Raw genomic sequence first — 12788 nt, 5'->3', positions numbered from 1 at the left:
AGTCCACCGACGAAGGTGCGGGCAGTCCGGTGTGGGACTTCTCGGTACGGGCCGTGCCACGGCGCGCCCCTAAAAACGCCGTGCGTTTCAGGGGCGCGGGGAACTGCGCGACCAGCCACAACGGACCGTCAGATACAAGACGGGCTAGTCCACTTCCGCCACCGCCTGCGCGAACTGTGCCTTGTACAGCCGCGCATACGCCCCGTCCGCCGCCAACAGGTCCGCGTGCGCGCCCTGTTCGACGATGGAGCCGTTCTCCATGACCAGGATCGTGTCCGCGTCCCGGATCGTGGAGAGCCGGTGCGCGATCACGAACGACGTACGCCCGTGGGCGAGTTTGGCCATCGCCTTCTGGATCAGGACCTCGGTGCGGGTGTCGACCGATGACGTCGCCTCGTCGAGGACGAGGATCGTCGGGTCGGACAGGAACGCCCGCGCGATGGTGATGAGTTGCTTCTCACCGGCGCTGACGCCCGTGCCCTCGTCGTCGATGACCGTGTCGTAGCCGTCGGGCAGCGTACGGACGAACCGGTCGGCGTGCGCCGCCCGCGCCGCCTCCTCGATCTCGCCCCGGGTGACCTCCCGCGACGCGCCGTACGCGATGTTGTCGGCGATCGAGCCGCCGAACAGCCAGGTGTCCTGGAGCACCATGCCGATGGTGGCGCGGAGTTCGTCGCGGGACATCCGCGCGATGTCGACGCCGTCGAGGGTGATCCGGCCGCCGGAGACCTCGTAGAACCGCATGAGGAGGTTGACGAGCGTGGTCTTGCCGGCGCCGGTCGGGCCGACGATCGCGACCGTGTGGCCAGGTTCCACCGTCAGCGAGAGGTCCTCGATGAGCGGCTTGTCGGGGTCGTAGCGGAAGGAGACGTGCTCCAGGGCGACCAGGCCGCGCAGTTCCTCGGGGCGCTCGCTCGGCATCGGGTCGGCCGACTGCTCCTCGGCGTCGAGGAGTTCGAAGATCCGCTCGGCCGAGGCGACGCCCGACTGGACCAGGTTCGCCATCGACGCGACCTGGGTCAGCGGCATCGAGAACTGGCGCGAGTACTGGACGAAGGCCTGCACGTCACCGATCGACAGGGAGCCGGACGCGACCCGCAGGCCGCCGACGACCGCGACCAGCACGTAGTTGATGTTCGACACGAACATCATCAGCGGCTGCATGACCCCGCTGTTGAACTGCGCCTTGAACCCCGCCTCGTACAGCGCGTCGTTCTGTTCGGCGAACAGCTTCGCCGACTCGTCCTGACGCCCGAACACCTTCACCAGGGTGTGCCCGGTGTACATCTCCTCGACGTGCGCGTTGAGTTTGCCCGTCGAGCGCCACTGCTGCACGAAGTGCGGCTGCGAGCGCTTGCCGATGCGGGTGGCGACGAGGAACGACAGCGGCACGGTCACCAGCGCGACCAGCGCGAGCAGCCAGGACACCCAGAACATCATCGCGAGGACGCCGATGATCGTGAGCAGCGAGTTGATCAGCTGGCCCATCGACTGCTGGAGCGTCTGCCCGATGTTGTCGATGTCGTTGGTCGCGCGGGAGAGGACCTCGCCGCGCTGGCGCTTGTCGAAGTACGACAGGGGGAGCCGCGACATCTTCGTCTGCACGCTCTCGCGCAGCCGGAACATGGTCCGGTTGACCGCCCGGTTGACCATCCGGGTCGCCACCGCCATCAGCAGCCCGGCCACCATGAACGTGCCCAGCGCGAGCAGCAGCACATGACCCACCGAGGTGAAGTCGATGCCCTTGCCCGGAGTGAAGTCCGTGCTCTTGAGCATGTCCGCGATCGAGTCCTGGCCGCGGTCGCGCATCCCCTGGAGAGCCTGCGCCTTGGTCGTCCCGGCCGGCATCTGCCGCCCGATGATGCCTGCGAAGACCAGGTCGGTGGCGTTGCCGAGGATCTTCGGCCCGACCACGTTCAGCCCGACGCTGATCACTACACACACCAGCAGCAGGCCGATGGTCAGCCGCTCCGGCCTGAACTGACTGATCAGCCGCTTGCCGGACACCTTGAAGTCCATCGAACGGGCGTCGGGGCCCGTCCCGGCCATCATCCGCCCCATGGGCCCGGCCATCAGGCAGCCTCCGCTTCCGTGAGCTGGGAGAGCACGATCTCTCGGTACGTCTCGTTGTCCGCCATCAGTTCGTGATGCCGGCCCGTCCCCACGACCCGCCCCTCGTCGAGTACGACGATCCGGTCGGCGTCCCTGATGGTCGCCACCCGCTGCGCCACGATCACCACGGTCGCCTCGGCGGTCTCGTGCGCGAGGGCCGCCCGCAGCGCCGCGTCGGTCGCGTAGTCGAGCGCGGAGAAGGAGTCGTCGAAGAGGTAGATCTCCGGCCGCTGCACCAGCGTGCGCGCGATCGCGAGCCGCTGCCGCTGACCGCCGGAGACGTTCGTCCCGCCCTGCGCGATGGGCGAGTCGAGGCCGTTCTCAAGTCCTTCCACGAAGCCCTTGGCCTGCGCCACCTCCAGCGCGTGCCACAACTCCTCGTCCGTCGCGTCCGGGTTGCCGTAGCGAAGGTTGGTGGCGACCGTGCCCGCGAAGAGGTACGGCTTCTGCGGGACCAGGCCGACCGTCTTGGCGAGCAGTACCGGGTCGATGGTCGACACGTCGACACCGTCGACGAGGACCTCGCCGTCGGTCGTGTCAACCAGGCGCGGGACCAGACTCAGAAGGGTGGACTTTCCGCTGCCGGTCGAGCCGATCACGGCCGTCGTCTCGCCCGGGCGGGCCACCAGGTCGATGGACTTCAGTACGGGTTCCTCGGCGCCCGGGTAACAGAAGCCGACCCCACGGACCTCCAGATGCCCGTGCCTGCGCAGCTCGAAGACGGGAGCCACCGGCGGCACGACACTGCTCTCCGTGTCGAGGACCTCCTCGATGCGCTCGGCGCAGACCTCCGCGCGCGGCACCATCATGAACATGAAGGTGGCCATCATCACGGACATCACGATCTGCATCAGATAGGCGAGGAACGCGGTCAGATCACCGATCTGCATCCCGCCGCTGTCGATCCGATGCGCGCCGAACCAGACCACCGCGATCGACGACAGGTTCACCGTCGTCATGACCACCGGGAACATCAGTGCGAGCAGGTTGCCGGTCTTCAACTGCATCTCGGTGAGATCGCCGTTAGCCTTCCGGAACCGGTCCTTCTCGTACTCGTCCCGGACGAACGCGCGGATCACCCGGTTGCCGGTGATCTGCTCGCGCAGCACCCGGTTCACCGCGTCCAGCCGCACCTGCATCGCCCGGAACAGCGGCCGCAGCCGCCGCACGATGATCGTCACGCAGATGGTCAGCGTCGGCACCACCGCGATCAGCACCGCGGACAGCGGCACGTCCAGACCGAGCGCCAGGATGATCCCGCCGACGCACATGATCGGCGCCGACACGAGCAGGGTGAACGTCATCAGGGCCAGCATCTGGACCTGCTGGACGTCATTGGTCGTACGGGTGATCAGCGAGGGCGCGCCGAACTGCCCGACCTCGCGGGCCGAGAACGACTGCACCCGGTCGAAGATGGCACCCCGGATGTCCCGGCCGACCGCGGAGGCGGTGCGCGCGCCGTAGTAGACGGCACCCGTGTTGCACACGACCTGGACCAGCGAGATCCCGATCATCAGGGCGCCGAAGGACAGGATGTAACCGGTGTCACCCTTCACCACACCGTTGTCGATGATGTGAGCGTTCAGGGTGGGCAGGTAGAGGGTGGCGCAGGTCTGCAGAAACTGCAGCAGCACCAGCAGGAGGATGGGTTTCCTGTAGGGCCTGAGATAGGTCCGCAGAAGTCGTATGAGCACGCTGGGTCTCTCGGAGTCGGCGGGTGGGGGGTGGGCGGTCTGCCCCTCGCCCCCATCGTCCGACACTCCACCCGCGTTACCTCAACTGATTAAGCCAACAGCAGTGCCACATGGGCCTTTATGAACCCGTAAGAGCGGAACGCTCCGTTCCTCAGGTGCGGAACGCCCCCGGATGGGTCTGTTCCCGCACGGACACGTACTGCTGGCGCACCGCCTGTCCCACGGCCAGTTCGTCACCCGGCTCCAGCACCTGCGCGACCGGCCCCTGCCAGGGCGGCGGGGTCCGCGGGTCCAGCGTCCCCTGCGAGACCCCGAGCGCCCACGCGGCCTGCCGGGCGGCACCGATCGCCGCGTAGTCGGCCGGCTGGGGTACGACGATCTGCGTCCCGAACAGCGCGGGCGCCGCGGCCTGCACGGCGGGCAGTTCGGCGGCCGGCCCGAGGAGGAAGAGCCGCCGTACGGCAACGCCCCGCCCGCGCAGCACGTCCAGCGCGTCGGCGAGCCCGCACAGCATGCCCTCGAACGCGGCCCGCGCCAGATGCTCGGCCTTCATCGACTCGCGCCGCAGCCCGGCCAGCGTCCCGGCGGTGTGCGGCAGATTCGGCGTCCGCTCACCCTCCAGATACGGCAGGAACACCAGCCCGTGCGCACCCGGCGTCGACTTCATCGCCAGCTCGGACAGACTCTCCAGATCGGGCAGCCCCAGCAACTCGGCGGCCCCGCGCAGGGTCCGTACGGCATTGAGTGTGGTGACGACCGGCAGATGCATCCCGGTCGCGTCGGCCAGCGAGGTGATCATCCCGCTCTGATCGACGAGCGCCTCATGGTGTACGGCCATCACGGACCCGGAGGCACCGAGCGACACGACCGCGTCCCCGAAGCCGATCCCGAGCCCGAAGGCCGCGGCCATGGTCTCGCCGGTCCCGGCGGAGATCAGCAGCCCCTCCGGAGTCGTACCGGCCGCGTCGGACGGGCCGATCACCTCGGGCAGCATGGCCTGGTGACCGAGGGCCAGCTCGACGAGGTCGGGCCGGTAACCGCCGCCGGCCGCGGACCAGTACCCGGTCCCGGAGGCCCCGCCCCGATCGGTGGTCCGTCTGACCGGCCGCCCGAGGAGCTGCCACACCAGCCAGTCGTGGGCCTGCAACAGGGCCGCCGTACGGCGGGCGTTGTCGGGCTCGGTCCGGTTCAGCCAGCGCAGCTTGGTCACCGGCTGCGCGGCCTGCGGGACACAGCCCACCGCCTGCGCCCACGCCTCGCGCCCGCCGAGCGCGTCGATCAGATCGGCGGCGGCGACCTGCGCCCGCTTGTCACCGCCGACCATCGCGGGCCGCACGGTGTTGCCCTGCGCGTCCAGCGGCACCAGCGCGTTCTGCTGCGCGGACACGCCGATGGCCTGCACACCTTCGAGCAGCCCCCCACCGGCCGCCTCGCCCAGCGACAGCAGCCAGGCCTGTGGATCGACATCGGAGGGCCGCCCGCCGCCCTCGGTCTCGGTCTCGACCGGATGCGGCGCGTATCCCTGCCTGAGTACGGACCCCGTGTCCGTGTCACAGACAACGATGCGAGTGAAATCGGGCGAACTGTCCAACCCGGCGACTATCCCCATGGCGGAAATTCTGCCGTACGGCGGGAGGTGACCGCGCCGGGTCGGGGTTCCCTAGGTGTTGCTGGTGCCCCAGTCGTCCTCGCCCGTGCCGTTCGCGTTGCGCTCACGCAGGGACCGTACGCGCTGGGCGACGGAGTCGGGGACCCGATCGCCCACCTTGTCGCCGACCGCGTGGTACGCCTTGCCCGCGAACTGGCGGCCCTGCTGCGCCGCCGACTCGGCGGTGTTGCGGACGACCGGGTTCTGCGCGACCTGGCGTGCCGACTTCTTCAGCTGCTCGTAGCGCTCGCGTCCGGCCCGTGTGCCCAGCACGTAACCCAGAGCCAGTCCGACGACGAACGTGAGCTTGTAGCGCATGACGGCCACCCTTCCCTTGCGTAGTCCCTCGCGGGTCCGTCCCTCGCGGGTCTCCGGCGCGGCATCGGTGCCGGGGGAACCGATTGGCGGAGCACCCCCCTGCTTGCGCTAATGTATGTGTCGCAGCGAGCGCACGCCCCCTGGCGAATACCCGGGTAGGTACGATCGATGCAACGAGGCATTCCCCTGTAGCTCAATTGGCAGAGCAGCCGGCTGTTAACCGGCAGGTTACTGGTTCGAGTCCAGTCGGGGGAGCTTCGATCTTCCGTAGCTCAATTGGCAGAGCAGCCGGCTGTTAACCGGCAGGTTACTGGTTCGAGTCCAGTCGGGAGAGCAGGCGTTTGGCGAGTGGACGAGGACCCCGTTGGGGTCCTTTTTCATGTCCCCCGGAACCGCCCGGGGCAGGCCGCAGTCCTCATGGTCGTGCGAAGTCGACCATCCGAGGCAGGAGATCGTATGAGCGGCTATGCTGCGGCAGACGGCGCGCACAAATGTGCGCGACGCGCCGTAATGGGGCGGTAGCTCAGCCGGTTAGAGCAGCGGACTCATAATCCGTCGGCCGTGGGTTCGAGTCCCACCCGCCCCACTTGTGCAGGTCTCTGGCCTGCGGAAACGTTCATTTTTGGGTGGCGGATCGTCAACTTTGCCTGAACGGACTGGATCCGCTGCTCGTGGGTTAGGGGTCTGGCGACGCTCTGGGGGTTCCAAACCCTCTGACCTGCGGCGGAGTAGGTGATCGAGGTTATCGCTCGCCGTCTGGACGACTGCCTTGAGGGCCGATGCCAAGACTCAGGGGCCGTACAGGGGCTGGGACGGTGCGGCCGTGTCCAGGCGACGGTGCTCCGGGCCGATTCGTTGTCCCATTTGCTTGTTGTCTGCGCGTGGGGCTGCCATCCACAGCGCAGCCAGTCGAGTACCGGGCAGGCAGCGGAGGGGCGCAGATGCTGGTACGTCTGGTGTGCAGGAGGGGGGACAAGGAAACGGCCCGAAGAGGAAACGGCCCTACGGGGGCGTACTGCCCTCTCGTATAGTTCCCCACGGATCGGAGGGTCGGATCACCGGGCGGTCGTCGGGGTCTGCCCGGGCCGATCATGAGTGGAGCCGGATGATGACGGCACTCCATGGCACGACGATGCTGGGCTGACCGCCTGCTGTCGGCGTGTCCGGTCTTTGCGGCCAATACAGCTGCTCCGACGACTTCGGCCGAACTGGGCAAGAACACGTTCGAGGAGCTGCTCGCCGGAGCGTCGGTACGTAATGGTCGGTTGACGAGAGTGCTCGGCTGAAACGGCCCGTACTAAAGACAGCCCTACTGGAGCACCGAGTGTGCCCCCAGGCCACTTCGTTGGCTGGAGAAGGGGCTGGGCAGACCAGATGATGCAGCCCCTGCCTAACGCGGTGTTCGGCGGCTATTTATGTCGGAAGTCATCTCTGCGCGCCGCCCGCCCGCTTGCCTGCACGTGTCTGGGCTGACGCCTAGTGCGCCAGTACGCTCGGTGGCGGGTCTATCTCACTGCGGTGTGCTTCGAAGGGGGACAGCATGCTGGATCAGACGCTGGTTGCGCTGACGTCCGCGGCCGGGGGCGCTGTGGCCTCCGCAGCCGGCACGGATGCTTGGCAGGGCTTGCGCCAACGCGTGGCTCGGATCTTCGGCCGTGGAGACGGGGCAGAACAGAGGATCCTCCTGGAACGACTCGACGGGTCCATCGTCGAGTTGGAACGCGCTGGACCCGATGAGTGCGAACAAGCCCGTGCCAGGGTGGTGGCTGCCTGGCAGACTCGCTTTCACGATCTCTTGGAGGACGCCGACGGCGAGGACCGTGCGGAGTTGGTTCGGCATCTCAACGAGCTGGTCAGGTACGGGCAACAGTCGTTCGGTGGGGCGTCTGCCGGTGACGGCGGACTCGCCGTCGAGGGAACAGTCGACATCCGCGCCGATCGGGGGTCGGCTGCTGCCGGCGTGATGGGCGACGTGACGATCGGAAACCCTCAGCGGCCGGACCTGGGGGGCAACTGACGACCCTCGGAGCCACTCCGGCGACCTCTGACACCACAAGCCCTTCGATCAATGCGCATCACCACAGCGTTGCCGCCCACAGCATCAACCGCTTTGAATACTACGCGGCGCCGCCAGCGCCGATACTGTGGCCGCATGTCGTCGGCGTGATTCCGCGAGAAGTGGAGTGCTTCCAACACCGTGACGCGTTGGAGGCGCTGGAGCGTGCGGTAACCGGCGGTGGCACCGCAGTTCTATGCCAAGTCCTTTCCGGGACAGGCGGTGTCGGCAAGACCCAGCTGGCCGCGCACTACGCTCGGCGTTCTTGGCGACACGGGGCTGTGGACCTCATGGCCTGGGTCACCGCGTCGAGCCGCGAATCAATTGTCAGCTCCTACAGTCGACTTGGGGCAGACGTTGCGGCAGCGGACTCACGCGATCCCGAACAGGCGGCCGCCCGTTTCCTGGCGTGGGCCGAGACGACCGATCGCCGATGGCTGATCGTGCTCGATGACCTGGCCGACCCCGCTGACCTCCGTGGCCTTTGGCCGCCCGCCAACCTCGGCGGTCAGGTGCTGATCACCACCCGCCGCCGCGACGCGGCCCTCCGCGGACGAAGCCGCGTCCGTATCGACGTAGGTCTGTTCACCCCTGCCGAGGCAGCAAGCTACTTACGCGCCCAACTCGCCGCGTTGGGCCGCAGGGAAGACCCCGTGCAGATTGCCGGTCTTGCCGCAGACCTGGGCCACCTGCCGCTCGCCCTTGCCCAAGCAGCCGCCTACCTCGTCGACCTCGGTCTGGACTGCGCGGCATACCGTGCGCGGCTTGCCGACCGGTCTCGGAGCCTCGCCGATTTAATGCCGGACGACAGCGGCCTGCCGGACGATCACCGTGCGGCCCTTCAAGCCACGTGGTCCCTGTCCGTCGAGCACGCGGATCGACTACGTCCTCCAGGCCTGGCCCGCCCCATGCTGCACCTTGCCAGCGTGCTGGATGCCAACGGAATTCCCTTGGCCGTGCTGACCAGTTCTCCGGTTCTGCGCTACCTCACCGATTATCGACCCGCGGGGGTGCACGGACCGTCGGACCCGGTCGGCGTGGAGGACGCGGCCGGAGCACTGCGGTGCCTGGACCGGCTCAGCCTGACCGATCACATCACCGACAGCCCCCATCAGCGAGTCCGTGTCCATGGCCTCATCCAGCGCGCCACCCGTGACACTCTGCCTTCTTCCATGCAGGACACCCTTGTTGTCACCTGTGCAGAAGCACTCACCGCCGTGTGGCCCATGTCTGAGGGTGATCCTGCCCTCGCGCAGACCCTGCGCGCCAACGCCGAAGCACTGATCTCTCACTCAGGTACTGCGCTGTGGATGTCCGGCTGTCACTCCGTGCTCCTTCGCACGGGCGAGAGCCTGGGGCTGACAGGTTTGGCGAGTGCGGCGTGGACGTACTTCCAAGATCTCTACGACGCAGCCTGCCAGCACTTGGGTCACGATCACGCGGACACATTGACCATCCGGCACTACCTGATCACCTGGCAAGGCGAGACGGGAGATCTGACCCGCGCGAAAGCAGGCTTTGCCGAGCTACTGGCTGATCGGATACGCGTGCTGGGTCCGGACCACCCCGACACTCTGGCCACCCGCGGCGACAAGGCCGCCTTGCAGGGCCGGGCAGGTGATCCGACCGGAGCCGGCGAGGAGTCCAGAAGGGTGCTGGAGGCATCGTTGCGGGTTCTTGGTCCCGATCACAGCCAGACCCTCACCGCCCGGCTGAACGTGGCGCATTGGACCGGAGTAGCCGGCAATCCTGCCGAAGCTGTGACAGCGTGCGAGCAGTTACTCGCCGACACTTCGGGGCTGCTGGGGTCCGACTACCTCAAGACCCGGGCCGTCCGCCTCCACCTGGCCATCTGGAGAGGCGAAGCAGGAGATCCGGTCGGCGCCGCTTCCGACTTCGAACACCTCCTGGCTGATCAGCTGAGAGTGCTGGGAATCGATCATCCCCAGACACTGAGTACCCGCCACGATCTGGCTCGATGGCGTGGGAAAGCCGGGGATCCCGAGACGGCTGTGTCCGACTTCGAACAGCTTCTGGTCGATCAACTAAGGGTGCTGGGCCCGGACCACCCTGACACGCTGACGACCCGCCACGACCTGGCCTCCTGGCGCGGAGAAAGCGGCGACGCGTACACCGCAGTCAGCGAACTGGAGCAGTTAATGGTTGAGCGGCTGCGCGTGCTGGGTCCAGACCACCCAGACACACTGACCACTCGCGCGAATCTCGCCTACTGGCGAGGGAAGAGCGGCGATCCGGCAGGTGCTGTCATCGTCACGACGGAACTGTTGGCCGACAGGCTCCGTGTCCTCGGCCCGGACCACCCTGACACGCTGACCACTCGCCACAATCTTGCGCAGTGGAGGGCTGAGACGGGGGATGCGGCAGGCGCTGTCGTCGCCGAGTCGGAACTGCTGGCTGATCGGCTGCGCGTGCTGGGGCCCGAGCATCCCCACACTTTCTCCGCACGCCACCACCTCGCCCATTGGGCCGGCCGGGCTGGCGCCCCCGCCGACGCGGCGGCGGCGCTTGCCCAGTTGCTCGCCGATCAGTTGCGTGTGCTTGGTCCGCGGCACCCCGAGACCCGCGCTACAGAAGACAGTCTTGCCTTCTGGAGTGTGGAAGCGGAGCGTCGGCACTCGACGTAGCCGGGCCCTGTTCCAGCCCCAACTGATACCTCAGCTTCTTCGCGGCCAAGCCCTCCGCGCCCGCCCTCGCGTCGGACTCCAGCACCGCCCAACCAAACGGGTGACGATTCTTGCCTTCGGAGCGCGTCATCGAGCACGGAGGTGACTGCGAGAACCGCAGTCACTCCCATTATAATGCCAGTGGTGTATGCTGTCAGTGTAATAAATTGCAGATGAGGGACGTGTGCATGGCTTGGAAGATCGTCGTGGTCGAGCCGGCTCTTTCATGGCTTCACGGCCTGCGCCGTACTGACCGCGACACCCTGATTCAGGTCAGCCAGGCTGTCACCGCCCTTCAGGAGGAAGGTCCCGCGTTGGGTCGGCCTCTGGTGGACACGATCAAGGGTTCGGTGCTGTCGAACCTCAAGGAGCTCCGCCCCGGCTCGGCGGGGGCCACGGAAGTGCGGTTGCTGTTCGTGTTCGACCCGGACCGTCAGGCCGTGATCCTGGTCGGCGGTGACAAGGCGGGCAACTGGGCCGGCTGGTACCGCATCGCGGTGCCCCAGGCGGAGCAGGCGTACGCGGAGCATCTGAAGCGAATCGATGGAGAGGACGGGGCACGATGACTGATCACCTCAAGGATCCGCAGGCCGTCTCCTGGGGGGACCTGGCTGAGGATTTCGCCTTCACCGATGCCGAAAAGGACCAGATCCAGAAGGGGGCGCAGGCAATGGTCCTGGCCTCCCGTGTGCACCGCCTCGCCGAGTTGCGGAAGCGGCAGCACACCACACAGGTGCAGGTTGCCGAAGCCATGGGTGTCACCCAAGCCCGCGTCTCACGCATCGAGAAGGGCCAGCTGGAGCGCAGCGAGGTCGACACCCTCGCCGCCTACGTCAAGGCGCTCGGCGGCAAGCTGAAGATCGTCGCTGACTTCGGTGATGAGACCTACGTCCTCGGTTGATCCGATCGGCACGCCGTGATCCAGGCCCATGCGCAGTTCGGTGAACGAACTCGTTTCTTGACGTCAGGGATGATGCTCCGCCCGAGACAAGGGTGGTGCATCATCACGTCGGTAGGGAAATTCGCTGTGCGAGGGTTCTGTCCCCTTGGCTGAACTGCGCGGATGCCGCTGCTTTTGTGGGGATTGTCCAACTCGTCGTTCCTCAGGGGGCATTGAGGGGTCGCAAGGATGGGAACGCGTCGACAACTACCACACGGGACTGACACTGATCAGCGCTTCTGGCCTGGGAAAACGGCAAAGATGAGCATTGATCGGCAAGGGCCGCCAAGATCCCCAAAGGGCTCATAATCCGTCGGCCGTGGGTTCGAGTCCCACCCGCCCCACCACTCGCTACACGAGCAGAATCGATCTGACCGGCAACTTCGCTGGAGGGTCGGGCGAGTTGAGGGTCCTGGCGGACCCGTGGTGATCACGGTTCCATGATCGGCTGGGCAAATTCTGGACGCCGATTCCGGTCAAGTCGGGCATGGCGCCTATGTGGTATTTCGTGTCGACGTCGAGCAGGTCTCCGCCGGTTCGCCCCGTGGCGGGAGGCGGCCCATGGGAACGCCCTGACATCCAGCGCACTTCCCTCGCGTGGTCTGTTTGTGGTCGATGGCTGCGCCCAATGTTGGTGATGTATCTTGGGTGCGTACATCGTGGATGTTGGAGGTGTTCGATGTCCGTCACGCAGATTGATCTCGACGACGAGGCGCTGGCCGAGGCCATGCGGCTCATGGGTGTCACGACGAAGAAGGAGACCGTCAACGCGGCCCTTCGGGACTACGTTGCGCGGATCAAGCGGCTTGAGGCTGCGGAGAAGCTGGCCGCGCGGGGTGCGCGTGGAGAGTTCGAGCAGGCCGCGGCGGCGCATGACGCGGAGAAGCGTGCGCGACGCGAGGCCTTCGAGTGATCACGTATCTGGTGGACACCTCGGCTCTGTGGCACCTGTTTCGCACCCCAGGTGCGTTGCGTCCCTGGGAGGGACACATTGCTGCCGGGGTGTTCCACATCTGCGAGCCGACACGGGCCGAATTTCTCTACTCGGCAACCAGCCCGTCCCATCGGGATGAGCTCGCAGAGGAACTGGACGCGCTCTGCTTGCTCTCTCCGGTTCCGAAGAACGCCTGGCGTTGGGTCGACACCGCCCAGTACAAACTGACCCAGCAGGCCCAGCACCGCGCGGCTGGAGCGATCGACCTGTTGGTGTCTGCGACAGCTGTACACCATGGGCACACTGTCCTCCACGTGGACAACGACTTCGTGACGGTGGCCGGAGTCCTCAAGGAACTTCAGCAGCGTGACGTGCGAACCTGACCCTCTGGGGCCGGCTCGC

Annotated in this window: 10 protein-coding genes and 3 tRNA genes; 9 read left to right on the top strand and 4 right to left on the bottom strand. The window is 66.8% G+C overall.

Going from position 1 to position 12788, the window contains the following annotated elements; all coding sequences use genetic code 11:
- Positions 1 to 144: 144 nt before the first annotated feature.
- The 4 genes from ACWIHT_RS42170 to ACWIHT_RS42155 form a co-directional block, all read right to left on the bottom strand.
- On the bottom strand, positions 145 to 2073 hold the full coding sequence (locus ACWIHT_RS42170) for an ABC transporter ATP-binding protein (RefSeq protein WP_456173914.1): 1929 nt from the start codon (positions 2071 to 2073) through the stop codon (positions 145 to 147).
- The gene (locus ACWIHT_RS42165; RefSeq protein ID WP_456173912.1) at positions 2073 to 3806 is read right to left on the bottom strand and encodes an ABC transporter ATP-binding protein; all 1734 of its coding nucleotides are present in this window, start codon (positions 3804 to 3806) and stop codon (positions 2073 to 2075) included. Before ACWIHT_RS42165 ends, ACWIHT_RS42170 begins: the two co-directional genes overlap by 1 nt.
- A 151-nt stretch (positions 3807 to 3957) precedes the next feature.
- Complete coding sequence (locus tag ACWIHT_RS42160; protein ID WP_456173911.1) at positions 3958 to 5415, bottom strand: xylulokinase; 1458 nt, start codon at positions 5413 to 5415, stop codon at positions 3958 to 3960.
- Between the two features lie 51 nt (positions 5416 to 5466).
- Positions 5467 to 5772: a YtxH domain-containing protein gene (locus ACWIHT_RS42155; protein ID WP_456173910.1), complete on the bottom strand. Its 306-nt coding sequence runs from the start codon at positions 5770 to 5772 to the stop codon at positions 5467 to 5469.
- A 182-nt stretch (positions 5773 to 5954) separates the two neighbouring features.
- On the opposite strand from ACWIHT_RS42155, the gene ACWIHT_RS42150 reads away from it, so the two are divergent.
- The 9 genes from ACWIHT_RS42150 (at position 5955) to ACWIHT_RS42110 (ending at position 12769) form a co-directional block, all read left to right on the top strand.
- A tRNA-Asn gene (locus tag ACWIHT_RS42150) sits at positions 5955 to 6027 on the top strand.
- A gap of 6 nt (positions 6028 to 6033) precedes the next feature.
- Positions 6034 to 6106, top strand: a tRNA-Asn gene (locus tag ACWIHT_RS42145).
- A 178-nt stretch (positions 6107 to 6284) separates the two neighbouring features.
- Positions 6285 to 6358, top strand: a tRNA-Ile gene (locus ACWIHT_RS42140).
- Positions 6359 to 7312: 954 nt separating this feature from the next.
- Positions 7313 to 7789: a hypothetical protein gene (locus tag ACWIHT_RS42135; RefSeq protein ID WP_456173909.1), complete on the top strand. Its 477-nt coding sequence runs from the start codon at positions 7313 to 7315 to the stop codon at positions 7787 to 7789.
- A 146-nt stretch (positions 7790 to 7935) separates the two neighbouring features.
- Positions 7936 to 10473 carry an FxSxx-COOH system tetratricopeptide repeat protein gene (gene fxsT, locus ACWIHT_RS42130; protein WP_456173908.1) on the top strand — a complete coding sequence of 846 codons (2538 nt, stop codon included), beginning with the start codon at positions 7936 to 7938 and terminating at the stop codon, positions 10471 to 10473.
- A gap of 227 nt (positions 10474 to 10700) precedes the next feature.
- Positions 10701 to 11078 (top strand): type II toxin-antitoxin system RelE/ParE family toxin, encoded by a 378-nt coding sequence (locus ACWIHT_RS42125; protein WP_456173907.1) that lies wholly within the window; start codon positions 10701 to 10703, stop codon positions 11076 to 11078.
- Entirely contained in the window at positions 11075 to 11413 is a 339-nt protein-coding gene (locus ACWIHT_RS42120) for a helix-turn-helix domain-containing protein (RefSeq protein WP_079662454.1), read from the top strand. The genes ACWIHT_RS42125 and ACWIHT_RS42120 overlap by 4 nt, the downstream gene beginning before the upstream one ends.
- Positions 11414 to 12131: 718 nt before the next feature.
- Positions 12132 to 12365: a type II toxin-antitoxin system VapB family antitoxin gene (locus tag ACWIHT_RS42115; RefSeq protein WP_053672219.1), complete on the top strand. Its 234-nt coding sequence runs from the start codon at positions 12132 to 12134 to the stop codon at positions 12363 to 12365.
- Positions 12362 to 12769: a PIN domain-containing protein gene (locus ACWIHT_RS42110; protein WP_456173906.1), complete on the top strand. Its 408-nt coding sequence runs from the start codon at positions 12362 to 12364 to the stop codon at positions 12767 to 12769. The genes ACWIHT_RS42115 and ACWIHT_RS42110 overlap by 4 nt, the downstream gene beginning before the upstream one ends.
- The last annotated feature ends 19 nt before the right edge of the window (positions 12770 to 12788 follow it).

It is taken from the genome of Streptomyces sp. NPDC002276, assembly GCF_053891435.1.
This window is presented reverse-complemented; position numbering and strand designations above follow the sequence as displayed.